The organism is Virgibacillus salexigens (assembly GCF_000723585.1).
GTDB classification, from domain to species: domain Bacteria; phylum Bacillota; class Bacilli; order Bacillales; family Amphibacillaceae; genus Virgibacillus; species Virgibacillus salexigens.
Genome location: NZ_CCDP010000001.1, coordinates 2,539,540 through 2,565,771, shown reverse-complemented (window position 1 = coordinate 2,565,771; position 26,232 = coordinate 2,539,540). Strand labels below are relative to the sequence as shown.

Annotated in this window: 28 protein-coding genes; 17 read left to right on the top strand and 11 right to left on the bottom strand. The window is 36.1% G+C overall.

Going from position 1 to position 26,232, the window contains the following annotated elements:
• Positions 1-18: 18 nt before the first annotated feature.
• The gene (locus BN990_RS12350) at positions 19-684 is read left to right on the top strand and encodes a potassium channel family protein (protein WP_021291732.1); all 666 of its coding nucleotides are present in this window, start codon (positions 19-21) and stop codon (positions 682-684) included.
• Positions 685-720: 36 nt separating this feature from the next.
• On the opposite strand, the gene rnjA is transcribed toward BN990_RS12350, so the two are convergent.
• Positions 721-2,388: a ribonuclease J1 gene (gene rnjA, locus BN990_RS12345; protein WP_021291731.1), complete on the bottom strand. Its 1,668-nt coding sequence runs from the start codon at positions 2,386-2,388 to the stop codon at positions 721-723.
• A 3-nt stretch (positions 2,389-2,391) separates the two neighbouring features.
• A complete protein-coding gene (locus tag BN990_RS12340; protein WP_021291730.1) occupies positions 2,392-2,601 on the bottom strand; it encodes a DNA-dependent RNA polymerase subunit epsilon in 210 nt (69 codons plus the stop codon).
• A 507-nt stretch (positions 2,602-3,108) separates the two neighbouring features.
• Here BN990_RS12340 and BN990_RS12335 point away from each other — a divergent pair.
• Positions 3,109-3,882, top strand: coding sequence for a Cof-type HAD-IIB family hydrolase (locus BN990_RS12335; RefSeq protein ID WP_021291729.1), 774 nt, complete (start codon positions 3,109-3,111; stop codon positions 3,880-3,882).
• 198 nt (positions 3,883-4,080) lie between these two features.
• On the opposite strand, the gene def is transcribed toward BN990_RS12335, so the two are convergent.
• Entirely contained in the window at positions 4,081-4,632 is a 552-nt protein-coding gene (gene def / locus BN990_RS12330) for a peptide deformylase (protein ID WP_021291728.1), read from the bottom strand.
• Positions 4,633-4,817: 185 nt separating this feature from the next.
• On the opposite strand from def, the gene BN990_RS12325 reads away from it, so the two are divergent.
• The 5 genes from BN990_RS12325 (at position 4,818) to lpdA (ending at position 10,730) form a co-directional block, all read left to right on the top strand.
• Positions 4,818-5,507 (top strand): YkyA family protein, encoded by a 690-nt coding sequence (locus BN990_RS12325; protein WP_038244529.1) that lies wholly within the window; start codon positions 4,818-4,820, stop codon positions 5,505-5,507.
• Between the two features lie 479 nt (positions 5,508-5,986).
• Positions 5,987-7,030 (top strand): pyruvate dehydrogenase (acetyl-transferring) E1 component subunit alpha, encoded by a 1,044-nt coding sequence (pdhA, locus tag BN990_RS12320; protein ID WP_231378701.1) that lies wholly within the window; start codon positions 5,987-5,989, stop codon positions 7,028-7,030.
• A 3-nt stretch (positions 7,031-7,033) separates the two neighbouring features.
• Positions 7,034-8,011 carry an alpha-ketoacid dehydrogenase subunit beta gene (locus BN990_RS12315; protein ID WP_038244527.1) on the top strand — a complete coding sequence of 326 codons (978 nt, stop codon included), beginning with the start codon at positions 7,034-7,036 and terminating at the stop codon, positions 8,009-8,011.
• 24 nt (positions 8,012-8,035) lie between these two features.
• On the top strand, positions 8,036-9,319 hold the full coding sequence (locus tag BN990_RS12310) for a dihydrolipoamide acetyltransferase family protein (protein WP_038244524.1): 1,284 nt from the start codon (positions 8,036-8,038) through the stop codon (positions 9,317-9,319).
• A 4-nt stretch (positions 9,320-9,323) separates the two neighbouring features.
• The gene (lpdA, locus tag BN990_RS12305) at positions 9,324-10,730 is read left to right on the top strand and encodes a dihydrolipoyl dehydrogenase (protein WP_021291723.1); all 1,407 of its coding nucleotides are present in this window, start codon (positions 9,324-9,326) and stop codon (positions 10,728-10,730) included.
• A gap of 241 nt (positions 10,731-10,971) precedes the next feature.
• On the opposite strand, the gene BN990_RS12300 is transcribed toward lpdA, so the two are convergent.
• A complete protein-coding gene (locus BN990_RS12300) occupies positions 10,972-11,346 on the bottom strand; it encodes a hypothetical protein (protein ID WP_021291722.1) in 375 nt (124 codons plus the stop codon).
• A 162-nt stretch (positions 11,347-11,508) separates the two neighbouring features.
• Entirely contained in the window at positions 11,509-13,038 is a 1,530-nt protein-coding gene (locus BN990_RS12295; protein ID WP_021291721.1) for a glycine betaine uptake BCCT transporter, read from the bottom strand.
• Positions 13,039-13,303: 265 nt separating this feature from the next.
• Here BN990_RS12295 and BN990_RS12290 point away from each other — a divergent pair, with 265 nt between their 5' ends.
• From BN990_RS12290 to BN990_RS12285, 3 genes are all read left to right on the top strand, one after another.
• Positions 13,304-14,152, top strand: coding sequence for a polysaccharide deacetylase family protein (locus BN990_RS12290; protein WP_038244521.1), 849 nt, complete (start codon positions 13,304-13,306; stop codon positions 14,150-14,152).
• A 196-nt stretch (positions 14,153-14,348) separates the two neighbouring features.
• Positions 14,349-14,462: a GapA-binding peptide SR1P gene (locus BN990_RS21955; protein WP_021291719.1), complete on the top strand. Its 114-nt coding sequence runs from the start codon at positions 14,349-14,351 to the stop codon at positions 14,460-14,462.
• 338 nt (positions 14,463-14,800) lie between these two features.
• A complete protein-coding gene (locus BN990_RS12285) occupies positions 14,801-15,070 on the top strand; it encodes a UPF0223 family protein (RefSeq protein ID WP_038244518.1) in 270 nt (89 codons plus the stop codon).
• A 42-nt stretch (positions 15,071-15,112) separates the two neighbouring features.
• Here the strand turns inward: BN990_RS12285 and BN990_RS12280 are convergent, their stop codons facing one another.
• Entirely contained in the window at positions 15,113-15,730 is a 618-nt protein-coding gene (locus BN990_RS12280; RefSeq protein WP_038244516.1) for a YktB family protein, read from the bottom strand.
• Between the two features lie 223 nt (positions 15,731-15,953).
• On the opposite strand from BN990_RS12280, the gene BN990_RS12275 reads away from it, so the two are divergent.
• Entirely contained in the window at positions 15,954-16,145 is a 192-nt protein-coding gene (locus BN990_RS12275) for a hypothetical protein (protein WP_021291715.1), read from the top strand.
• 237 nt (positions 16,146-16,382) lie between these two features.
• On the top strand, positions 16,383-17,192 hold the full coding sequence (locus BN990_RS12270) for an inositol monophosphatase family protein (RefSeq protein ID WP_038244513.1): 810 nt from the start codon (positions 16,383-16,385) through the stop codon (positions 17,190-17,192).
• A gap of 156 nt (positions 17,193-17,348) precedes the next feature.
• Here BN990_RS12270 and BN990_RS22610 read toward each other — a convergent pair whose 3' ends face one another.
• Positions 17,349-17,519, bottom strand: coding sequence for a DUF5325 family protein (locus BN990_RS22610; protein WP_021291713.1), 171 nt, complete (start codon positions 17,517-17,519; stop codon positions 17,349-17,351).
• Between the two features lie 169 nt (positions 17,520-17,688).
• On the opposite strand from BN990_RS22610, the gene BN990_RS12265 reads away from it, so the two are divergent.
• A complete protein-coding gene (locus BN990_RS12265) occupies positions 17,689-17,997 on the top strand; it encodes a YlaH-like family protein (RefSeq protein WP_021291712.1) in 309 nt (102 codons plus the stop codon).
• Between the two features lie 48 nt (positions 17,998-18,045).
• On the opposite strand, the gene BN990_RS12260 is transcribed toward BN990_RS12265, so the two are convergent.
• The gene (locus BN990_RS12260; protein WP_021291711.1) at positions 18,046-18,249 is read right to left on the bottom strand and encodes a YlaI family protein; all 204 of its coding nucleotides are present in this window, start codon (positions 18,247-18,249) and stop codon (positions 18,046-18,048) included.
• Between the two features lie 182 nt (positions 18,250-18,431).
• Between BN990_RS12260 and BN990_RS12255 the strand changes: the two genes are divergently transcribed.
• A complete protein-coding gene (locus tag BN990_RS12255; RefSeq protein ID WP_038244510.1) occupies positions 18,432-18,719 on the top strand; it encodes a hypothetical protein in 288 nt (95 codons plus the stop codon).
• Positions 18,720-18,752: 33 nt separating this feature from the next.
• Here the strand turns inward: BN990_RS12255 and BN990_RS12250 are convergent, their stop codons facing one another.
• A complete protein-coding gene (locus tag BN990_RS12250; protein ID WP_021291709.1) occupies positions 18,753-19,355 on the bottom strand; it encodes a YhcN/YlaJ family sporulation lipoprotein in 603 nt (200 codons plus the stop codon).
• A 123-nt stretch (positions 19,356-19,478) separates the two neighbouring features.
• Complete coding sequence (locus BN990_RS12245) at positions 19,479-19,964, bottom strand: hypothetical protein (RefSeq protein ID WP_038244500.1); 486 nt, start codon at positions 19,962-19,964, stop codon at positions 19,479-19,481.
• 161 nt (positions 19,965-20,125) lie between these two features.
• On the opposite strand from BN990_RS12245, the gene BN990_RS12240 reads away from it, so the two are divergent.
• From BN990_RS12240 to pyc, 3 genes are all read left to right on the top strand, one after another.
• Positions 20,126-20,407 (top strand): YlaN family protein, encoded by a 282-nt coding sequence (locus BN990_RS12240; RefSeq protein WP_031335609.1) that lies wholly within the window; start codon positions 20,126-20,128, stop codon positions 20,405-20,407.
• A gap of 148 nt (positions 20,408-20,555) precedes the next feature.
• Positions 20,556-21,740 carry a putative lipid II flippase FtsW gene (gene ftsW, locus BN990_RS12235; protein WP_021291706.1) on the top strand — a complete coding sequence of 395 codons (1,185 nt, stop codon included), beginning with the start codon at positions 20,556-20,558 and terminating at the stop codon, positions 21,738-21,740.
• Entirely contained in the window at positions 21,719-25,162 is a 3,444-nt protein-coding gene (gene pyc, locus BN990_RS12230; RefSeq protein ID WP_038244497.1) for a pyruvate carboxylase, read from the top strand. The genes ftsW and pyc overlap by 22 nt, the downstream gene beginning before the upstream one ends.
• A gap of 36 nt (positions 25,163-25,198) precedes the next feature.
• On the opposite strand, the gene BN990_RS12225 is transcribed toward pyc, so the two are convergent.
• Positions 25,199-26,161, bottom strand: coding sequence for a COX15/CtaA family protein (locus BN990_RS12225; protein WP_021291704.1), 963 nt, complete (start codon positions 26,159-26,161; stop codon positions 25,199-25,201).
• Positions 26,162-26,232: the final 71 nt, after the last annotated feature.

The window sequence follows — 26,232 nt, the reverse complement described above, 5'->3', positions numbered from 1 at the left end:
AGTGATGGAGGAACTAGAATGAAACGAGAATTTGCAGTTATTGGACTAGGGAGATTTGGTGGAAGTATTTGTCGGGAGTTAAGTATGGAGGGAATGGAAGTTCTCGCTATTGATAATAATGAAGATCGAATAAATGAATTTAAGAACATTGCTTCACACGCCGTTATTGCTGATTCGACCGATGAAGCATCTCTTAAAGAATTAGGCATTAAGAATATTGATCATGTGATTGTTGCCATTGGTGATGATATTCAAGCAAGTATTCTTACCACGGTTATATTAACAGATCTTGGCATTAAAAAGATTACGGTAAAGGCACAAAATGATTACCATGAAAAGATACTTAATAAAATTGGGGCGAATCAAGTAGTTCATCCTGAACGAGATATGGGGAAACGCATTGCGCATAATATCATTTCCAATAATATTTTAGATTACTTAGAATTATCAGACGATCATAGTATCGTTGAAGTTAAAGTCGGAAATAAAATGCTTGGGAGAACGCTTGCAGATTTAGATATTCGTGCTAATTATGGTTGTAACGTTGTCGCTGTAAAACAAGGGAAGGATATTAACGTTTCTCCAAGTGCTGATCACAGTTTTTCAGAAGGGGATGTTTTGATTGTAATAGGCGCTGATAAGGACATTTCCAGATTTGAAAAACATTTAGTTATCGAGGATTAAAAAACAGCCAGATGTAAGCCATCTGGCTGTTTTTTTTTAAACTTCCATAATGATAGGTAGTACCATCGGTCTCCGTTTTGTTTTTTCATAAAGAAATGGTGCAATTGTGTCTGTAATTTCATTTTTAATTTCTGACCACTGGGACGTTTTGCGTTCCATTACTTTATCTAAATGATTGGAGACAAGTTTTTGTGCTTCGTTAATTAGATCTTCAGATTCCCTCATATAAACAAATCCACGAGAGATGATATCTGGACCTGCAGATATTTTAAATTCTTTCATGTTGATGCTAACAACAACGATTACCAATCCTTCTTCAGATAGAATTCGGCGATCGCGAAGCACAATATTTCCAATATCGCCAATTCCGCTTCCATCTACATAAATAGATCCAGAAGGTATTTTGCCTGCGATAATAGCGGTATCTTTTCCAAGTGCCAGCACATCACCGTTATCCATTATAAATGAATTTGCTGGTTCAACATCACAGGATTCTGCTAATTTCATATGCTCTTTCAGCATACGATATTCACCATGAATCGGCATGAAATGTTTAGGCTTAATTAGTCTTAACATTAATTTTTGTTCTTCTTGGCTACCATGGCCAGAAGTATGAATATTGCTTAATTTTCCATGAATGACATCTGCACCTGCACGATACAATTTATTGATTGTACGACCGACGCTAATTGTATTTCCAGGGATTGGAGAAGAAGAAAATACAACTGTATCACCAGGGATAATTTGGATTTGCCGATGTGTCCCATTTGCAATTCGAGAAAGAGCTGCCATTGGCTCACCTTGTGAACCCGTACAAAGTATGGTTACCTCTTGTGCAGGCAATCGATTGATTTGATTCGCATCGATAAATGTGTTTTTAGGAGCCTGAATATAACCTAACTCTTGTCCAAGGTTGATAGCTGATTCCATACTCCTGCCAAAAACAGCAATCTTTCTATTGTTTTTAACAGCTGCTTCTACAACTTGTTGAAGTCGGTAGATATTCGATGCAAATGTAGCAAAAATTACTCTACCATCTACTCTGCTGAAAATATCCTTTATGTTGCTTCCAACTACTTTCTCAGACATAGTAAAACCTGGAACTTCACTATTGGTACTGTCTGATAATAAACAGAGGACACCTTCATTGCCGATTTCTGCCATTTTAGATAAATTAGCAGGTTCACCAACAGGAGTAAAATCAAACTTGAAATCACCTGTATGCACTATATTTCCAGGGGGTGTTTTTACAACAATACCATAAGCATCGGGAATACTGTGTGTCGTTAAGAAAAAGCTTACGGAAGTTTTACGGAATTTAATAATATCGTCTTCTTGAATGGTATTTAATTTAGCATTTCTTAATAGACCGTGTTCGTCTAATTTGTTTCGAATTAATCCGATCGCAAGTTTACCAGCATAAATTGGCACATTAATTTCACGCAGAAGATATGGGATTCCCCCAATATGGTCTTCGTGTCCATGAGTGATAAATAATCCTTTGATTTTATCTTGGTTCTGCACGAGATACGTATAATCAGGAATGACATAGTCAATTCCGAGTAATTCATCTTCAGGGAATTTAATTCCTGCATCAATTAAGATGATTTCATCCTGAAATTGCACCCCGTACGTGTTTTTACCGATTTCACCAAGGCCGCCTAACGCAAATACAGCAGCCTGGTCATTCTTTACAAATTTCATTGGTTAGATATTCTCCACAGTAAAATCGTCGGATAGCTTTTCATAGTCTAAATGTGCGTCATTCACTTCTTGGATAAATTCGATATTATACTTGCGTTCGTTTAATTTTGTTCTTACTTGTCTTACGGATTCGCCTTCTACATAAACACTTTTTGTACGTTCACGAACTGGAATTTCATCAGGCAGTTCTTGATATAATACTTTATAAATCATCTCATCTCTCCTTGAATATTCACTCTTATTTTTCTTTCTTAATAACACGATTTTGATTTGCTAAATTATTGATATACCTTCAAACAAGAAATCACGAGTGAAAAGGTATTCCGTCAGTTTCCGATATTCCGCTTTATTCGATTTCCGATATTATGATACCTTTATTGTTGTGATTGGTAATATCAATGGTAGTCTTTCTTACAAGTTGTAGGTACACGTCCTTGGCCTAAAAAGTCTTTCCAGCGTTTCTTGAGCTTTTCTTTTAGGCGTTTCAACATGACGTTACAGCTCCTTTCACATAGTTAAGAAAAGCAAGAAAAACGTTCTACCGATCCAATCCCTCTTATCTATAGTATAGTATGAGTAGAGGAATATTGAAATAAAAATACTTTATTTCTTTAAAAAAATATTTATTATTGCTTCACAGACTTCTTTCTGATACACTGCTATACTTAGTTTTAACAGAGAATGAATTCTTATACATCAAGATATAAAGGAGAGTATATTATGCATAACAAAATCGTATTTTTTGATATTGACGGCACTATTTTAGATCACGATAAGCAAATCCCGCTGTCTACAAAAAAATCAATCCAAAAATTGAAGGAGAATGGTGTTTATGTTGCTATAGCTACTGGCAGAGCGCCATTTATGTTTGAAGATATTCGAAAAGAACTTCAAATCGAATCCTATGTTAGTTTTAATGGTCAATATGTTGTGTTTGAAGGAGAAACAGTTTACGAAAATCCAATTGCTACAGAGGAGTTAACAAATTTATACCGAAAAACGGAACAGATGGAATATCCGATCGTCTTCATGAATAACCAGGAAATGCGTGCTTCTGTCGGAAATCATCCATTTATCACGGAGAGTATGGGTAGTTTGAAATTTGATTACCCAAAAGTTGACCCTGAATTTTATCAATCAAATAAAATACACCAAGCATTGTTGTTCTGTGAAAAAGAGGAAGAAGCACCGTTTGTTCAAAGCCATGATCAACTTCACTTTTTACGCTGGCATGATTACTCATGTGATATTCTACCTAGCGGTGGTTCAAAAGCAGTCGGGGTAGAGAAGTTAATTCAGGCCAGTGGATTAGATATAAAAGATACGTTTGCATTTGGTGATGGACTAAATGATATTGAAATGATAAAAGAAACTGGAACAGGTATTGCAATGGGGAATGCTGTACCGGAATTGAAAAAGGTTGCTGATTTCACAACAGATTCAGTTGATCTTGACGGTATTCAAAAAGGATTAGCGTATTTCCAGTTAGTCTAAAATGGCGCTGAAATATTATGAAACCGAATATTCTAATAGAGGAGGTTTTCTCCAGCAGGGTCTTGGCAAATGGGCAAGGGGCTAATTTGTTAAACAACAAATTTATAAATCCGAACTATTCGTACGAGGTATTTGGTATCCTCAGATGATAGTTCGGATCCTTTTCTAAACTATTTTGCGTTAACAGAGTACAAGAGGTTATTCAACTGGTGTTGCATTTTCAGGAACTGCGAACGGCTGCTCTTGATTAATATGATCATAAAACATAATTCCATTTAGGTGATCAATCTCATGTTGAAATACAACAGCCGCATACCCTTTTAATCGCAGTTTCAACGGATTGCCTTCTTTATCAAAAGCTTTAACTGTAACTCTGGCATGTCTAGGAACATAGCCTTCAACTGGACGGTCAACAGATAAGCATCCCTCACCAGTTGATAAATATGACTTTTCAACCGAATGGCTAATGATTTTAGGGTTGACTAGTCCGTAACTATAATGTTTCCCATTCGGGTCTTCAAAATGTACTGCAACGAGCCGTTTGTTTAATCCAAGTTGCGGTGCAGCAAGGCCTACCCCAGCGCGTAGCTGATACTTTTCTGCAATCTCTTCATCTTGACTATTTTTTAAAAACATCAACATATCTTCAATTAACTGTTTATCCGACTCATTTAATGGAATATCTACTTCGTCAGCTACTTCTGTCAAGGAAGGATGTCCTTCTCTGACAATATCTTTCATGGTTATCATGAGTACCACTCCTAATCATTATTACTCTATTTCTATGTTACAATTTCATATTTTATCATATTTACGTTATATTAATCATAGCTTGACTATATAAACTAGTATAGTTTTTTATAATCCAATAGAGTTCGCTTTGTGTTATACTAAAACTCGTACGTATGATGCAATGATGTAGGAGGTAGAAAATCATGCCGATGAAAAAGTCTGTCCTTATTGTAATCAGCTTTTTGCTTTTTATGATGGCAGCTTGCAGTAGCGAAACGACGGAAGAACAGATACAAGGGCATTTAGAAGAAGCTGTTTCATTAGAAAAGGATTTTGAAGAGCAACAAAGTAAGATTACTGAATTAGAAAAACAAGAACAGGAATTATACAGTAAAATTATAAATCTTGGAATGGATGAAATGGATAAGATTAAAGAACTTTCCGGACAAGCAATTGATTCAATTGAAAAACGTTCAGAAGCAATAAAAACGGAGAAAGCAAGTATTGAAAAAGCAGAAGAAGAGTTCGCTGAAACAGAAGATTTAATAGCCGAAATAGAAGATGAGAAATTAAAAGAAACAGCAACATCAATGACTGAAGTGATGCAACAGCGATATGAAACATATCATCAATTAAATGATGCGTACAAAAACGCACTAGCCTTAGAAAAGGAAATGTACAACATGTTGCAAAAAGAAAATTTAGAACAAGAAACCTTGACTCAGCAAATAAACGAAATTAATGAAAGTTACCAAAAGGTAATTGATTTAAATAATTCGTTTAATGAGCATACCGTTGATTACAATGAACAGAAAAAAGCTTTCTATGAACAAGCAGGTATGGAAGTGAATTACGAGAAAAATCCTACCGGAAATAAATCAAAAGAAGAATAATTAGGTTGAGTAAAATACAGCGCCTTGGAGCAACCCTAACTACAGGGGGAGGATCCATAGGCGTTTTTTTGTTTGAAGATAGGTAACTGAAAGATTGATTACGGAATGATGTTAATAATACAGTTTGCAAAAACGATTATAACAGAATAATAAGAAGCAACATATTTTGTTAGCCAAGCCTCGTTCAAATTAAAATAAGTAAATGAGAACAAAGTGTTTGACCAATAGAAATAATTAAGCTAGAATTTACATGAAAAGAAATTGTACTAGTGATTTTTGCTTTATTTATGTAACAGTTTATATACATCATTTTTTGATTAATAGCAAATAAAAAAGGGAACATAGGGTAAGAGCAAAAAGTACAGATTTTTTTCTTATTTTGGGTAGGCTAGAAATGACAATACTATTAAGGATATAAAGAAAGGAAGAGGTGAACTATTTTGAAACACGTACTAGAAAGTGTTGAAAGTCAGTTCGAAATGTTCCAAATTCTTAACGAAGATGGAAAGATTGTCAATAAAGATGATATGCCCGATCTTTCAGATGACGAATTAAAAGAGCTTATGCGCCGAATGGTTTACACACGCGTATTGGACCAGCGCTCTATTGCTCTAAATAGACAAGGACGTCTAGGGTTTTATGCACCTACAGCAGGTCAAGAAGCTTCTCAATTAGGAAGTCAGTTCGCACTTGAAGAAGAGGACTTCTTATTACCTGGATATCGTGATGTTCCACAGCTAATTTGGCAGGGACTTCCATTATACCAAGCATTCCTATTCTCAAGAGGTCATTTCCATGGGAACCAAATGCCTGAGGGTGTTCATGCAGTAAGTCCACAGATTATTATTGGAGCACAGTACGTACAAACCGCCGGTGTAGCATTAGGAATTAAAAAACGCGGCAAAAAGGCTGTAGCTGTAACTTATACTGGTGACGGTGGTACTTCGCAAGGAGATTTTTATGAAGGAATCAACTTTGCAGGTGCATATAAAGCACCAGCACTTTTCTTTGTTCAAAATAACTACTTTGCGATTTCTGTACCAGTTGAAAAACAAACAAATGCTAAGACTTTGGCTCAAAAAGCTGTAGCGGCTGGTATCGAAGGAGTACAAGTTGACGGAATGGATGTACTTGCTGTTTATGCTGTTACAAAAGCTGCCCGTGAACGCGCAATTAACGGGGAAGGCCCAATGCTAATTGAAACGTTAACGTATCGTTATGGACCTCATACAATGGCTGGTGATGATCCTACTCGTTACCGTACGGATGACCTTGACAATGAATGGGAGAAAAAAGACCCACTTGTTCGTTTCCGTAAATTCTTAGAAGAGAAAGATCTATGGTCTGAAGAAGACGAAAACAAAGTTATTGAAGAAGCAAAAGATGAAATCAAAAAAGCAATAAAACAAGCGGATGAATATCCAAAACAAAAAGTAACGGATTTCATTGGCAACATGTTTGAAGAACTTCCATCTCACTTGCAAGAACAAATGGAAGAATATAAAGAAAAGGAGTCGAAGTAAATCATGGCACAAATGACAATGATTCAAGCCATCACAGACGCATTGCGCACGGAATTAAAAAATGATGAAAATGTGCTTGTATTTGGGGAAGACGTTGGTCAAAATGGTGGCGTATTCCGTGCTACTGAAGGACTGCAAGATGAATTCGGTGAAGAGCGTGTATTTGATACGCCCTTAGCTGAATCTGGCATCGGTGGTCTTTCTATCGGTCTTGGATTACAAGGCTATCGACCAGTACCGGAAATTCAATTCTTCGGCTTCGTTTATGAAGTAATGGATTCCATTAGTGGACAAATGGCTCGTATGCGTTACCGTTCTGGAGGTTCACACCATTCTCCAATCACGATTCGTTCACCTTTTGGTGGTGGTGTTCATACACCAGAACTTCATGCTGATTCATTAGAAGGATTAATTGCTCAGCAACCAGGAATAAAAGTAGTTATTCCTTCATCACCATATGATGCAAAAGGATTGCTTATCTCTGCTATTCGTGATAACGATCCAGTATTATTCCTAGAACATATGAAACTTTATCGTTCTTTCCGCGGGGAAGTGCCAGAAGAAGATTATACCATTGAGCTAGGAAAAGCAGAGGTTAAACGTGAGGGTACGGATGTAACGCTTATCTCTTATGGTGCAATGGTTCATGCTTCACTAAAAGCAGCAGAAGAACTGGAAGAAAAAGGAGTAAGTGCAGAAGTTGTTGACTTACGTACAGTATCTCCTTTAGATATGGAAACGATTATCGAATCGGTTAAGAAAACAAATCGTGTTGTTGTAGTTCAAGAAGCTCAACGCCAAGCTGGGATAGCTGCTAATGTGATTTCTGAAATACAAGAGCGTGCCATCTTACACTTGGAAGCTCCTGTATTACGTGTTACAGCGCCAGATACGGTTTATTCATTCTCAGCAGCAGAAGAAGTATGGTTACCAAACCATCAAGACATCATTGAGAAAGTGGATCAAGTAATAAACTTTTAATTAAGAAGATAGGAGGTCATTCGTATGGCATTTAATTTTAAGTTGCCAGACATCGGTGAAGGAATTCACGAAGGCGAAATTGTTAAATGGTTTGTTAAAGAAGGCGACGAAATCAAAGAAGATGATGTATTGTGTGAAGTCCAAAACGATAAAGCAGTCGTGGAAATCCCATCTCCAGTTGATGGCACCGTAGAAAAAGTACATGTGGAAGAAGGCACTGTTGCAGTCGTAGGAGACACTATTATTACATTCGATGCAGAAGGTTATGAATCGAATGATGATGAAGAAGAGGCTCAAGACGATAAGGAAGCTGAAAAAGAAGAAGCTTCTAAATCTGAAGACAAGCAAGTAGAGGAAAAATCACAACCAGCAAGTGATTCTGGTGATAATAAACGAGTTATTGCTATGCCATCTGTAAGAAAATATGCACGAGACAATGATGTGAATATTTCAGAAGTTACTGGTTCGGGTAAAAATGGTCGTATTCTAAAAGAGGATATCGATAGCTTTAAAAATGGTGGCCAAGCAACTACGGAAACATCTGAAGCGACTGAGGAAAAAGCAGAACCTAAGAAAGGGACGACTGCGCCTGTATCAGAAGGTGATTTCCCTGAATCTCGTGAAGCAATGAGTGGCATTCGTAAATCAATTGCAAAAGCAATGGTTAATTCGAAAACAAAAGCACCTCATGTTACACTCTTAGATGAAGTTGATGTAACGGATCTTGTTGCACATCGTAAGAAATTTAAAGCAGTAGCTGCAGAACAAGAAATTAAATTAACCTATTTGCCATATGTAGCTAAAGCGCTAGTATCAGCTTCTAAGAAATTCCCGATTTTAAATGCTGCAGTGGATGATGAAACAAACGAAATTATTCACAAGCATTATTATAACATTGGAATTGCTGCTGACACAGACAAAGGACTACTTGTCCCAGTAGTTAAAAATGCTGATCGTAAATCGATTTTTGCAATTTCTCAAGAAATTAATGAATTGGCAGATAAAGCTAGAAGTGGTAAACTATCACCTGAAGAGATGAAGGGTGCTTCCAATACAATTACAAATATTGGATCTGCAGGTGGCCAATGGTTTACACCAGTATTAAATTATCCTGAAGCTGTTATTTTAGGAATTGGCCGTATCGCAGAGAAGCCAATTGTTCGCGATGGAGAGATTGTAATTGCACCGGTACTCGCATTATCATTAAGCTTTGATCATCGTATTGTTGATGGTGCTACTGCACAGTTAGCTCTAAATCAAATCAAGCGATTATTAAGCGATCCACAATTAATTATGATGGAGGCGTAGGTTTATGGTAGTAGGAGATTTCCCAATTGAAGTAGATACACTTGTTGTTGGAGCTGGACCTGGTGGTTATGTAGCCGCTATTCGTGCTGCACAACTAGGACAAAAAGTAACAATTGTAGATAAAGGAGCACTTGGGGGAGTTTGTTTAAATGTTGGATGTATTCCATCCAAAGCGTTAATTCAAGCTGGACATTTAACAGAACATGCTCACGGTAATGAAGAACTTGGAATAAAAACCGAAAATGTTACTGTAGATTTCACTAAGGTTCAAGAATGGAAAGGAAGCGTAGTTAAAAAGCTAACTTCCGGCGTAGAAGGTTTATTAAAAGGAAACAAAGTCGATATTGTAAAAGGTGAAGTTTATTTCGTTGATAATAAAACGGTTAAAATTATGGATGATAAAAACTCTCAAACCTATACTTTTAACAACTGTATTATTGCAACGGGTTCTACACCAATTGAAATCCCTAGCTTTAAGTTCTCTGACCGTGTACTTGATTCTACAGGAGCATTAAATCTAAAAGAGATTCCTGGAAAAATGGTTGTTATCGGTGGAGGATATATTGGTACTGAATTAGGAACTGCATACGCTAATTTCGGTACGGAGGTAACAGTTCTTGAAGGAACAAAAGATATTCTTGGCGGATTCGAAAAGCAAATGAAACAAGTTGTTAAGAAGCGTCTGAAAAACAAAGGTGTTAACATCATCACGGAAGCAATGGCAAAAGGTGTAGAAGAATCAAAAGACGGCGTAAAAGTTTCTTATGAAGTAAACGGTAAAGAAGAAACAATTGAAGCTGATTATGTATTAGTAACAGTTGGTCGTCGTCCTAATACGGAAGAACTTGGTCTAGAACAAGTTGGTATTGAAAAAGATGACCGTGGATTAATTAAAATCGATAAACAATGCCGTACAAACGTAGAAAATATCTATGCAATTGGCGATATCGTAGAAGGTATGCCACTAGCTCATAAAGCTTCTTATGAAGGAAAGGTTGCTGCTGAAGCAATTAGTGGAGAGAAAGCAGAAATCGACTACGTAGGTATGCCAGCAGTAGTATTCTCTGATCCTGAATTAGCGACAGTTGGATATACAGAACAAGAAGCTAAGGATGCTGGATATGACGTAAAAGCAGCTAAATTCCCATTTGCTGCAAACGGTCGTGCACTTTCATTAAATGATAGTGATGGTTTCATGAAGCTGATCACACGCAAAGACGATGGACTCGTTATTGGTGCCCAAATTGCAGGTCCAAATGCGAGCGATATGATTGCTGAAATCGGCTTAGCAATTGAAGCAGGGATGACTGCTGAGGACATCGCGCTTACCATTCATGCACATCCTAGCTTAGGAGAAATTACAATGGAAGCTGCGGAAGTTGCGTTAGGTACTCCTATTCACATGATGTAAGCTAGTAATCGTCTAGTGTAGCATAATGAAAATTAGTCCGGATATTGATGTTTAAGTCAATATTCGGGCTTTTATTTGTAAAAGGACTTATTTTACATAAAAAAACAATGGCTTATAATGGCCATTGTTTTTTTATATAAAAATACGTGCGTAGACTTATTATCCCTAGTTAGCCGGATAGTAATCCCTTATGAGAAGACGTTTGTGGTACAAAGAAGAAGACTGCCTAGCGGTTAAAAAATTACTTTATAATCCCTTCAAGCTTTTCCTTGATTTCATCTTTCTCCATCTCACCAGATAGGCTTTCAATTGTTCTACCATCTTTGGTAATTAATAATGCAGGTGTTTCTTGCTCCGTTACATTTTCTATATCTTCTATCGTTGTTTCGTTTGTTTGTACTTCACTAAAAGCATGCGGATATTCTGCCTTCACTTCGATAATTGCATCATAATAGATATTTTCTAACGCACTATTTGTTTTATCAGTAAGAAACATAACATCATATTCTTTTGGCTGAAAAGTAATAACGTCAATCATTGGTGACGATTGACAGGCACTTAGTAGCAAAATCATTATGCTAATTAGAGGGATGATTGCGCGTTTAATTTTACTCACCTTCCTGCTAATTATCAGTGTATACTCATAGTTTAACAAAAAGATGCGTGCAAAGTCGGGATGTTATAGAACTGTTAATGGTTTGAAATAGTTATGTTGGATTAGTAATATAGTTACAAATGAAAAGTTATGAACTGTAAAAAAGGTTAGAGCAAATGAGCTCTAACCTTTTCTTCTACTACTTAAGTCCACCTCTTTGGCCTCTTGTTTAAATGATTTAATCAAGGAGAATACGACAAGTATCATGATAATCGCAAATGGAAATGCTGCAATAATAGATGCCGTCTGCAATGCATTTAATCCTCCTTGCCAAAGTAACACTGCTGCTGCACCTGATTGAATGACTCCCCATACAAACTTAACCGAATTCGGTGGATACAAGCTACCGCCAGTCGTTTGCATTCCTAATACGAAAGTCGCTGAGTCAGCCGATGTGATAAAGAAAGTGCAAATAAGCAAGATCGCTATAATAGAAATAAATCCGCCAATTGGGAAATTCTCTAATAAGGCAAACAATGCTACTTCCTCACCAGTATTATTAATATGTTGCATAATATTGACGCCTTCAAAGCTTTCCAGGTGAATAGCTGAACCTCCAAAGACTGCGAACCAAAGCGCACCAAAGATTGTTGGTACAAGTAGTACACCTAAAACAAATTCACGAATTGTTCTACCTCTAGAGACCCGGGCAATAAACGTACCAACAAATGGTGCCCATGCAATCCACCATGCCCAATAGAATATAGTCCAACCATTAATCCATCCAGCATTATCTTCGCTAAACGGAGTCATACGTAAACTCATACTAGGCAAGTTTTGTAGGTAGCTTCCGAAAGACGTTGTAAAAAAGTTCATAATAAAGTTCGTCGGTCCAAGAATAAGAACAAATACTAGAAGTAAGAAAGCTAATATAAGATTGGTATTACTTAAATACTTTATTCCTCTATTAAGACCGGTCATTGCCGATGTCATATATAGAACGGTAACAATAGCAATAATAATTAGTTGTAAAGTGATCGTTGATTCCATTCCTGTTACAAAGGATAAACCACCACTTATTTGAATGGCACCTAAACCAAGTGAGGTTGAGACGCCGAAAATAGTAGCAAATACAACGATGAAATCAACAACCGTTCCCCATGTACCCTTGATTCGATCACCAAACAATGGCTCAAGGATTGCACTTACAACACCAGGTGCCTGTTTACGGAATTTGAAGTAAGCTAGTGCTAAAGCGATCGTTGCGTAGATAGCCCATGGATGGAGACCCCAATGAAAGAAGCTATATTGCATTGCTGTTTTAGCTGCCTCATTCGTTTCAGCATCTCCATACGGAGGAGTATGGAAGTGAGATAATGGTTCTGCGGCCCCCCAGAACACAAGTCCAATTCCCATACCAGCACTGAATAACATAGCAAACCAAGTTAAATAACTATATTCTGGCTTATCACCAGGCTTACCTAATTTAATATTTCCATATTTGGAAAAAATAAGATAGATTGCAAAAATGACAAATGCAGTTGCACTAATTAAATAAAACCAGCCAAATTTATCTACCAAAAAACCTTGAACAATCGTGGTTACATTATCTAAATTTGCATTTGGCCATACATCTTTAGGGATGATCCCCCAAATAATAAATAGTACTGCTATAAATGCAGAAATATAAAAGACTCGTGTTACTTTTTTCACATAAATTATCCTTTCTTTAATTATTTTCAGGCATTATATATGTAGGCACACTTATTGTATTAAAACATAATGAAATAATTTGTTCAAATCTCAACGCTTGTTTTTACTATTCCCGAGGCATAGAAATATCATACTATTTATTTTACTACCCATTCTAGAGCGAGTTTAAACAATTGTCTTTTTTTGTTTAAATTTGTATTGCCAGTTAATTTCCAGGAACTTATAATAGACTTGATAGAATGAATGGTAAGTGGGGAGGGGTAGCTTGAAAAAAGTAATTACTATTCTAATGTTGATCTTAGTGCTAGCTGCTTGTGGAGAAAGTGCTCAACCTGTCAGCGAAAAGCAATCTGAAAATGAAAATCAAAAACCGGAACAAACATCTGGAGAAGAGAGAGAACAACAACCGAATCAACAGGATACTGAATCAAAGCCAACTGAAAAAATGGAAGAACCGAAATATAAAGTTTCAGATGATGCAACCATTGTACCTTTGAAGGAAGGGATAAATGAAAAAGTCGTACTTTTAACGATTGATGACGTGCCAGATAAATATGCTGTTGAAATGGCTAAAACATTAAAAAAGTTAAATGTACAGGCGATTTTCTTTGCCAATGGGCATTTTTTAGAAACGCCTGAGCAAAAAAAACAATTAAAAGAAATACATGAGATGGGCTTTATAATCGGAAACCATACATATAGCCATGCGAATCTAACAACATTGTCTGAAAAAGAGCAAACAGAAGAGATTGTAAAAGTTAGTGATCAAATAGAAGAAATCATCGGAGAACGGCCAAAATTTTTTCGAGCACCACATGGTATGAATACCGATCATTCAAAGCAAGTGGCGAAAGAAGAGAATATGGTGCTAATGAATTGGACGTATGGCTATGATTACTTTGAGCCATATATGAATGTAGAAAAATTAACCAATGCTATGATAACAGGAGAAGGACCAGAGGTAGATATAGACTATTCTCTATTAAAGCCTGGTGCAAATCTGTTAATGCATGATAGAGAATGGACAAATAAAGCATTGGCAGATATCGTAAACGGGTTAAGAGATAAAGGTTATGAAATGGTAGACCCACATCAAGTTAAGACAATTGATTAGCGCTACAAACTAAGGCATGTCTTTACAACAAGCACATGCCTTAGTTTTTTATTTTTGATCATTTCAAGTGAGACAGGTCCATGCAAATAACAAATAAAATAAATATGACATACTAAATAGGGTTGATTTTTCCAATGTGTTATATTATAATATGAATACGCTATCATAAAATATCATCACAAAGGAGTTGGGCCAGATGGGCACCATTGTTTGTCAGGATTGTCAAAAAGTTATTGAACAGTTTGATGATGAAAAAGTCACTACCCTATACGGTACTTGTCCGACTTGTCGTGAAATAATAAATAAATAACTATAAGGTAATCATAAAGCTGCCGTCCAACTTGAAACGGCAGCTTTATTTGCATATGATACGTTTATTACTTGTAACGATTCTGGAGATTCATCTATCAATCCTATACAAGTACCCCCCAATTTTTTGTGAATGTATTGCTAACCTCCTCCGTCATACAATAGGATGAATCCTCATTGATTCAGTTTACCGATGCATCCTTATAAGCATCTTACTTGAAGTCGATCTTACGTACGATCAAAAAGAGTCAACAAATACGAGATAACATGATATCATTAAAATGCTGTTTGTGGATCGTTAAACGTAGGGAAAAATGATCTTGAAGGGAGGAGTTATAAGTGAATTATCATTATCCTATTGATGAAACATGGTCGAAAGAAGAAGTTATTCAGGTTGTGCAATTTTTTTCCTTGGTTGAACAGGCGTATGAAAAAAAGATAGATCGTGATGTCTTTCTAGCTGCATATCGTGAATTTAAAAGAATTGTACCGTCTAAAAGTGAAGAAAAGAAATTATTTAGTTCGTTTGAACAGGGTTCTGGTTATTCTAGTTTTCAAGTTGTTAAACAGGCTAGAAATTCCAACGATACGAGCATTTCTGTTGGATAAAAAAAGCAGCACACTTCGATCTCTGTGCTGCTTTTATCTATATTATTTACTATTCAACGCTTTATTATAAAATGGTAGTAATTGATTCATTGTCTCCTTTGCAGTATGAAGGAATGCTTCTCCATCAAAAACTCGCGCATCATTCTTTGGTAAATGTTGACCGATCAGAAATTCGGCCTTTTTAACATCACGGAATCGTTCTAAATCTTTTAATTCAAGTTCGTTTAATTGTTTCGCTTCCTTTTTCATATGATCAAGGGAAACAACAAAATTCGACGGCAATTGCTTGATTTCGTCATAGCTATCGATAAAGGTATTGGCAATTTCCGTTTTGTGATCCAATTCATAAATTAATGCTAACCAAATAAAAACATGGTCATCGAATAAGCCTACTTGAAAGTGAGGGTGCTTTTTATATCCACGTTTATTATCAGCTATTGCTAACCAAGTATCTTTAGGAGGATTAACCGTCCTCCTAGCATGTTTAGCAATATGTACAAAAACTTCATTACCTAATTCCATGGATAAATAATCTGCTAAGTAATTACCAATTTCCTGAAATTTAGGTTGAATTCTTGTTTGGATTGCTTCCATCCGAGCATCTAACCCGTTAATTAAGAATGTATCAAAATCACTTTTCTTAAAGCCATTAAACGTCATTATATCAACCTTTCTCTTGATGATAATTAATTATTATTTATAATAATTATTAATTATGGTTATACGGAAGTCAAGTTAAAAACATAATGCATAAAAATAATGTTTAAACAAGCAATTTTTTGGGGAATGTAATACAATAATTCGCGGATTTTTAAGAATTATTGAACCAAATTGTAAGAGAGCTCATAAATATATTAAAAGCGATCGAAAGGTTGTGTACAATTTGAAATACGTGATGGAGGCATTACGTCGTAAAGAAGCTCTGGAAAAGCTGCCTGTTATTCGTATGGAAATTGATTATGAACTTGTTACGCTTTATGATGCTATGAAAAACGAGGATACTGTTGGAATAATAAAAAGCAAGGAACGACTTAAACAATTAAGAAGACAATGGTTAGAGATTGATCATGCATAAAATAAAACCTTCATTAAAGCGTTGCTTTAATGAAGGTTCTTTTTTAGTAAGTAACTTACATTTAAAGAATGATGCATATAGGGTATCTAAAAGATATTCGCCCAACCCACTTTAGAACAATGTGACACTTTCTATGAACAACGTATAAAGTACTGTCAAAGAAGTACGAATCCAATGACTTGCTATTATTAATTTGGTAGTATAGGTGATATACAGAACATATTGGAGGGTATACAAATGAATACAGAGGTGCGTGAAACGATTTTTCAGCATGCTTTGGAATGGGTATTGGAAGCTGGTAAAATGATTAAAGCTCATATAAATGACCCTTTAACCATTGATACGAAATCAAATGCAAATGATCTAGTAACCACAATGGATAGAGATATAGAAGCCTTTTTTACTAGTAATATCAAGCAAATATTTCCCGACCATTTTATTTTAAGTGAAGAAGGATTTGGAGATCAGCTTGATACAATGGATGGAACGGTTTGGATTATTGATCCAATTGATGGTACGATGAATTTCGTACATCAAAAACGTAATTTTGCAATATCTGTGGGAATATATCAGGATGGTATCGGTGAAATTGGGTTCATTTATAACGTGATGGAAGATGTTTTATATAGTGCGAAACGTGGAGAAGGAGCATATAAAGGAAATAAGAAACTCCCTGCATTAAATGACAATCTTAACTTTCATGAGTCTATTATAGGGTTAAACCACTTTTGGTTATGCGAGAATCGTTTAGTTGATGAAAGGGTCATGCAACAATTAGTGAAAGATGTAAGAGGTACGAGAACGTATGGTTCTGCAGCGTTAGAATTTGCTTCTGTGGCTGAAGGGATTTTAGATGGATATTTGACACTTAGTCTCTCTCCCTGGGACTTAGCTGCAGGGATGGTAATCGTTAATGAAGTAGGAGGAATGACGACCACCATAGATGGAGAGAAGATTAATATGTTGGGTAATAACTCTGTTTTTACATGTAATTCCAAGATTCATCAAAGAATACTAGAAAGCTATTTACAAGAAGCGAGAAAATGACGGTGCAGATGAAATGAAAAAACATTTCTTCTATGAAGCGCCTACATAGAAATAGCCAGCTACAAGAACGCGCTTAATGAAGAGGCATAAAAAAAGCGAAACGAAGCTACCGTTAATCTAAGTTGACTTCTACAGACATAGCAAGTGACAAGGTTGTCACTTGCTTTTTTTCTTTAATCCAATGCCGTAACCCATAAAACCGAAACCTAATATTAAAAATAATAGGACAAGCCAGATATTTCGGTATGCAATAGAAATACCGATACCAGCAAACATTAGTATAACTAAAGTAGCTAATAAAAGCATTGGGAAGTTTATATTTTTCATGATCTCCACCTCTTTTGCCTTAATTCTAGTATATAAGAAAGCGCTAAATTGATCAAAGAATTGTTTCTAGTTATCCCTGTAATTTAGCTGGCGATATGGGAAAATATTTAGTATGATAAGACAAGAGTTTATGAAAAGGATTTATTATAGAAGGTAGTGGGGGATATACATGGAGAACACTAATTTCACGTTGATTTTTGACTTTGTACTCGATCAATTTGGAACAGATGTAAATATTTTTTGGGTTTTTTATATCTTAAATTTAATTTTTAGTATCATTGCTTATAAACTTGGGTTTGCTCGTAAACTTCCAATGTTAAAGTCAATTGTCGTTTATATTTTATTAGCCATTGGTGTCTATATATTAACGATTTTTAGCATTTTCCAAATGCCGATAACGGAAAGTTTGGTTGTTATTTCTATTGTTCTTGGCATTTATCGGTTTCGATTACATAGAGAAAGAAGCTCACAAGAATAAAGCAAAGCGCCTAGAGGTAAATACTTTGGGCGCTTTTTTATATGCAGATTAAATATAATCATCTGTAGGTTTTTTTTCTTCATATAGTTGAAACTTCCCTGTTGCATGTCGTTGCTTTGTTTTATATTCGATACGATCATAACAGGATTTACATAAATACATATGAATTCTTCGGTTTCGTAATCGTTTTGCTTCAAAGGAGTCGTCCTCTATGCTTTCTATATTGTCACAAATCGTGCACTTGACCTGCATAATTTCACCTCAATATCAAAAAATAAATATATCTAAAAAACAATATATGCTATCTTTGGCTTTCATGAATCTGTCTCTAGTGTATCATAAGATAGTTCCATTCAAGAAATATCTGCCATGTTTATTTTAAATTATATAGGGGAAAACTTCACTAAACAACAATCCAAAGAAAGGGCGATTCGATGAAAAGACGATATTTATATTCTGCTGGTGCAGCAAGTGTGATTGGTGCTACCGTAGCCGGGTTTTTTTTGAAAGATAAGGATAATCGAGACAAGGTAAAACAAAAAATAAAAAATTATCAAGACGGTATTCGATCAACATTTGAAGATGCAGGGGTACCAGATCAGTCTGCAAATCAAGATTTAGCTCAATTAGAAAATGCTAAAATGGTTTCAGAAGGTTCTCAATTTGGAGTGCAATATTATACGGAAAATAAAGAAAAAAATACGAGCGAACAGCAACAATAAGAAAAGCGTTTCCGCAAAACGGAAACGCTTTTCTTATTCGTTATTATGTTGATTGGATTGTTTTTCTTCCGTATCTTCTAACTTTTGTTTATCTTCTTTTGGTATTACTTCTTTGTTTTGGTCTGGTTCTTGTGGGCGGTTTTCGCTAATAGGAAAATCGGGCATATAACGACCGACAATTGCAGCTACTTCGTCTACAACCGCATGAACTGGATGTCCTTGGCTAATCTTATCAGCCATTCCTCTAATTCTTTCATTACCATCTGCATCAGCCACTACGACGGCAGTTTTGCCATATGGATCATGATATAAAGCCTCTAATACACTGTATTTAATGGTGCCAACTCGTGATCGATCAAGGTCTTTGTCGACATCAATACCGACAACTGCATAAGGACCTGCAACGACGGAAGTAGCACTGTTAACATTTGGTACATTACTAGCTATATTGGCCAAATGATCAGCAATTTCATTATTTGAAAGATTTTTTTGTTGGGTAGGGTCTGAATTTTTAACTTGAATCATTTGATTATTCTTTTCTTCATCGGATAATGGTTTCTCTTGACTTTGCTGTTGGCATCCTGCAAATATAACAATACTTACCAACATAATTGTATATAACGGTATCTTGTTCACCTAAAATTCCTCCATCCTATTTAAGCCGATTACTTTTATTTTGGATGAAAAAATATAAATTATGCAGAAGTTATAGCGGATGTGATTTAACTAAAAAAAGAGCTTGTTTGTAAACAAGCATCTTTATTGAAACCTTACAGCCATAATGTGTTTAATTGGATTTTCGCGGTTGGAACCATCTTTATAATATAAATGGACCGGGCCGTCTGCATGTAATGGTTTGCCCTCTTTAGAAAAAAGAAAATAACTATTATATAAATCCGAAATAGGGATCGTTATATCTCCTTCTTTTGTTACGAGGATAGCTGAAGTAGCCTCATCTTCAATCTCTGCATTATTCAGAAAATCATCTAAAGGGATTACATACGAACTTTTTAGCATTTTCTCACGCTCAAATTTCTTTATACTCCGATTTACAGGTGGTTTGCTAAGCTGGGAAACTTCTCTATCCCATCTTTCAGAGACACGCTTTAATTCATCGGATTCTTCAGAATGAGATGCTTCAGATTCAAACGCTTTCTCAAATTCGATTTTTCTGTCATCAAAAATCCATACGGTTGGATCTAGTGTAATGGGATAAGTAACTTTCCCGGTAATTGGTACGATCATTTATATCACCTCTTAATAGTTGTCCTAGTCAAGGATAGCAGAACTAGAATTTTTTTTCACTTCTAATAAATAATATTTTATTTTAATTTTATTTGCATTTTATCGATGCTAACGATAATATAATATAGAAAGAAGTCTTTTACTCGGAGGGGATAGATTTGATTCATGAGGTGACAGTAAATCATCGCGAAAAAGCCCATGCCCTTCTTAAGGCTGATGCTGAAAAAATTTTGCGACTAATTGAAGTTCAGATAGATAACCTCACTATGCCACAATGTCCATTATATGAAGAGGTATTAGATACACAAATGTTCGGGCTTTCAAGAGAAATTGATTTTGCTGTTCGTTTGAACTTAATCAACGAAGATGAAGGTAAAGCACTCCTTGAAAACTTGGAGAGGCAGCTAAATATACTGCATGAAGCAGCGCAAAATTCCGTTTGATTCAACCTTGATCGGCATTTGCGGTTGAACGAAGAAGCAAAAACTTTGCCTACATACCATCATGGCAAGGTTTTTTTGTTTCATCATTCGATTTATATAGAGAAAATAGAAAAAACCGCTTGTATCACATGAAGTAGGGAGAAGGACAATGTTACAAAAATTAAAAAATTACGATTTTACATTAATGATTACACCAATCCTATTAGCCGCATTTGGATTAGTCATGATCTATAGTGCAAGTATGGTATTCGCGGTAGTTCAAGAGTACTCAGCGACACATTATTTAACCCAGCAATCGATTCGGTTCGCAATGGGACTTGCCGGTTTTATCATATGCTGTTTATTTCCATATAAATATTATCAAAAATTGATGAAGCCATTAATTTTGGGTGTTATTCTATTATTAATAGGTGTGTTACTATTTGGATCGAGTGTTAATAATGCTCAGTCGTGGTTTTTGGGAATCCAGCCCGCAGAATTTGCTAAATTAGCACTAATTTTGTATTTAGCTTCGGTTTATTCTAAAAAACAAGATTACATAAATGAGTTTAGTAAAGGTGTTCTACCACCGCTTATTTTAACAGGGATTATTTTAGGTTTAATTGTGATGCAACCAGATATCGGTACAGCTTCGATTATCTTCTTCATTGCTTGTTCTGTCATTTTTAGTTCTGGCATCCGTTTCAAACATTTATTTATTTTAATTGGAATAGGTGTAGCTTTACTGTTATTAGCAACGCCTTATATGATTACGGATGAGCGGCTATCGCGTTTTACAGGCGCCTATCAGCCATTTCAAACACCAGATTCTGATGGATATCAACTAATACAATCCTATGTAGCTATTGGAAATGGCGGTTTACTAGGAGAAGGGTTAGGGCAGAGTGTACAAAAACTTGGTTATTTAACTGAAGCTCACACCGATTTCATTATGGCTGTTGTGGCTGAGGAGCTTGGTTTTGTTGGAGTTGTAATTGTTATAGGAATGCTAGCCATTATCGTGATAAGAGGAATTGTTATTTCCAGAAAAGCACAAGACAGCTTTGCTGCATTGTTGGCTATTGGAATTTCTTCGATGGTAGGCTTACAAGCATTCATTAATCTAGGGGCAATTAGTGGCTTACTTCCGATTACAGGGGTACCACTTCCATTTGTTAGTTATGGCGGTTCATCTCTTTTGGTGCTAATGATATCAATGGGGATTTTAAATAATATAGCAATGCATGTGAAGAAAAGAGAGTTAGAACCAGCAGAAGAAAAACAAGAAGACAAAGAAAACAGAGTACTACAAACCTATCGAGGAGGAAAAACATGGAAGAACACAAGCAGATAAATAAAATATTAGTTGCGAACCGTGGGGAAATAGCAATACGCGTTTTTCGAGCTTGTACTGAATTAAATATCCGTACCGTTGCAATTTATTCAAAAGAAGACTCAAGCTCTTATCATCGCTATAAAGCAGATGAGTCTTATCTGATTGGGGAAGGAAAAAAACCCATTGATGCATATCTTGATATAGAAGGAATCATTTCACTTGCTAAACGAGTAGGGATAGATGCGATTCACCCGGGGTATGGTTTTCTATCTGAAAATATCTTGTTTGCTAAACGTTGCGAAGAAGAAGGAATTACTTTTATTGGACCAACAAGTAGACATTTAGATATGTTTGGGGATAAAGTGAAGGCTAGGACCCAAGCTATTCATGCAGGGATTCCCGTAATTCCAGGAAGTGATGGTCCAGTACATTCACTAGATGAGATTGAAACGTTTGCTGAAAAGCATGGGTTTCCGTTGATGATCAAAGCTTCACTTGGCGGAGGCGGCCGTGGTATGCGGATTGTCCGCAGTAAAGAGGGCTTAGCCGAAGCTTATGATCGAGCGAAATCCGAAGCAAGAGCTGCATTTGGTAATGATGAAATTTATATAGAGAAGTTAATTGAAAATCCTAAGCATATTGAAGTACAAATACTTGGTGATCATGCAGGAAATACCGTACATTTATTCGAACGGGACTGTTCTGTTCAACGAAGACATCAGAAAGTAGTAGAAGTAGCACCAAGTACATCACTACCCGAAGAATTAAGAATGAGAATTTGTGAGGCCGCTGTTAATTTAATGGCCAATGTAGAATATGTGAATGCAGGAACGGTGGAGTTCCTTGTGACAGATAATGAATTTTTCTTTATTGAAGTCAATCCACGAGTTCAAGTTGAGCATACGATAACAGAAATGATTACAGGGATTGATATTGTACAAACACAAATTAAAATCGCTGAAGGCCAAAAGTTACATGACCGATCCATCGGTATCCCCATTCAAGAACAAATTGTCACAAATGGATTTGCCATTCAATCTCGAGTAACGACGGAAGATCCTTTAAATAACTTTATGCCGGATACTGGGCGCATTATGGCTTATCGTACTGGTGGAGGGTTTGGAGTTCGATTAGATGCTGGTAATGGCTTTCAAGGAGCAGTTATATCCCCGCATTATGATTCACTCTTAGTAAAAGTTTCTACATGGGCACTTACATTTGAGCAAGCTGTACAAAAAATGGTCAGAAACTTAAAAGAATTTCGGATACGTGGAATAAAAACAAATATCCCATTTTTAGAAAATGTTATCTTGCATGAGCAGTTTTTATCTGGTGTCTATAACACTACGTTTATTGATCATACACCGGAATTATTTGTTTTTCCGAAGCGTAAAGACCGTGGAACAAAAATGTTGACTTATATTGGTCATACGACTATCAATGGTTTAGATAAAAACGGCAAGAAGGAAAAACCGGAGTTTTCTAAACTGCAAATTCCGAATTTTGATGCAACAGAAAAAATTCCGGCAGGAACCAAGCAGATCCTCGATGAGAGAGGCCCTGAGGGACTTGCGAATTGGATGAAAGAACAAAAAGAAGTTTTATTGACAGATACCACTTTTCGGGATGCACATCAATCTTTACTTGCAACCCGAGTAAGAACAAAAGATTTAAACCAAATAGCTGAACCAACAGCGAGATTACTACCTAATTTATTTTCAGTAGAAATGTGGGGAGGAGCTACGTTTGATGTTGCGTATCGGTTCTTAAAAGAGGATCCATGGGAACGTCTATTAAAGCTTCGTGAAAAAATGCCAAATGTTCTTTTTCAAATGCTATTGCGAGCAAGTAATGCCGTAGGATATAAAAATTATCCTGATAATTTAATCAAAGAATTTGTTGAGAAAAGTGCGACTGCGGGAATTGACGTTTTCCGAATTTTTGATAGCTTAAATTGGGTTGAGGGAATGCAATTAGCAATTGAATCAGTGAGAGAAAATAATAAAATCGCTGAAGCTGCTATGTGTTATACAGGAGACATTCTTGATGTTGGACGCTCGAAATATGATTTAGACTATTATAAGAATTTAGCGAAAGATCTTGAGCGTTCTGGAGCCCACGTTTTGGGTATTAAAGATATGGCAGGCCTATTAAAACCAGAGGCTGCTTATCAGCTTATAACAACGTTAAAAGAAACAATAAGTTTACCGATTCATTTGCATACCCATGATACCAGTGGTAATGGAATTTACCTTTATGCTAGAGCCATCGATGCAGGTGTAGATGTAGTAGATGTAGCGGCTGGCCCCATGGCTGGTATGACATCACAACCGAGCGCACAAACGTTATATCATGCGTTAGAGACACATGAAAGACAACCGAAAATAAATGCAGCTTCCTATGAAAAACTATCCCATTATTGGGAAGGTATCCGTAATTACTATCGTGATTTTGAAAGTGGTATGAAGGCGCCACATACAGAAATATATATGCACGAAATGCCTGGGGGACAATATAGTAATTTGAAACAACAAGCAAAGGCAGTTGGGTTAGAAGAAAGATGGAATGAAGTTAAGTCCATGTTCCGAAAAGTGAATGATATGTTTGGTGATATTGTTAAAGTAACGCCTTCTTCAAAAGTAATCGGAGATATGACATTGTTTATGGTTCAAAATAATCTGACAGAAGATGATGTCTATGAGCAAGGGGAATCCATTGATTTTCCTGACTCGGTTATTGAATTTGCGCAGGGCTATATTGGTCAACCATATCAGGGATTTCCTCAAGAATTACAACGAATTATTTTAAAAGGGAAAGAACCATTAAAAGTTCGGCCAGGAGAATTACTTGATCCAATTGATTTTACACAGCTAAAAGAAACATTATTTAAAACATTGGATCGGCCAGTTACGAGTTTTGATATGATTGCTTACGCTCTTTATCCTAAAGTATATATGGATTATCATAGGTTCTATGATACGTATGGAGACATGTCTGTCTTAGATACACCTACCTTTTTCTATGGTATGAATTTAGGAGAAGAAATAGAAGTAGAAATTGAACAAGGAAAGACATTAATTGTAAGACTAGTATCCATATCAGAAGCTCGCGCAGATGGTACACGAGTAATCTACTTTGAATTGAATGGACAAACTCGAGAAATTGTTGTAAAGGATGAAAGCATCCAGTCTGAAATAGAGGTACGTCCAAAAGCTGATAAAACAAATGAAAAACATATAGCTGCAACGATGCCGGGAACGGTAGTTAAAGTGCTTCGTAATGTTGGAGATAAGGTAGATAAGGGAGATTATCTATTGATTACCGAGGCGATGAAAATGGAAACAACTGTCCAGGCACCGTTTAGTGGAACAATTAAAGGCATCCAAGTCTCAGACGGAGATACGATTGCTGTGGATGATTTATTAATCGAATTTGAATAATAAAAAACCGAGCAGTTTATCGAACTGCTCGGTTTTTTACTTACTGCTGTGTTGTACAGAAGTAGCTTGACTTGTAGTATGTATCTGTTTTGCATATCTTCCACTTCGATTGGCTAATAGGACAAAATATGTAATCATAGCAAAATAAAGGGAGATAACTAATGCATGCATTAATGCAGTTCCAAGGTGTAATCTCGTAAAGATAATCATAGCTCCAAAGAATACTTGTAATGATATAAGCAATAAGACTGTGATCCAGCCCCAATACATAACTTTATTGCTACGATAATGCAGTAACATTTTAAAGACTAAGGTAACTGTCCAAATAAACAATAAACCAGCTGCAAGACGATGCCCCATTTGAATCCACTGAGGGAAGGTATAGGCTGAGAAACCAAAAGGTTCATTGTTATTACAAAATGGCCATCCACCGCAAACTAGATTAGATTCTGTGTGCCGAACTAAAGCTCCTGTATATACAACCAACATGGTGTAAATGGTCAATGCATAAATTTCAAAACGATGTGCCTTTTTTATAAATAAAGCCTTTGCATCATATTTTTTATCGACTTCAAAAACAAGTAACATCAATAGAAAGACAGATGCAAACGAAATAAGTGAGATGCCAAAGTGTGCAGCCAATATAAAATCAGATTGTCCCCACATCACTGCCGCAGCTCCAATCAGTGCTTGTAGCACAAGAAATAAGACAGATAAGACAGATAAGAATTTTACTTCCCTAATATAGCCGATTTTCTTCCACGCTAAAATGGCTAATCCTACTACTGCAAATCCAACAATACCAGTAACCATCCGATGGCTTAATTCGATAATAAGCTCAGGTGTTATCGTGGATGGTACAAATTCTCCTTCACATAGTGGCCAACTGTCACCGCAACCATCGCCTGACCCCGTTTTGGTAACAAGTGCTCCGCCCAGCAATACAAACATCATTCCAACCGTTGCAATTACAGAAAGCCACTTTAAGATTTTGATCATAAGTATAGCCTCACTTTATTTACGTTAAAAATAGTATGTTTACAAATCCGCTAGATTCATCATAATATTAA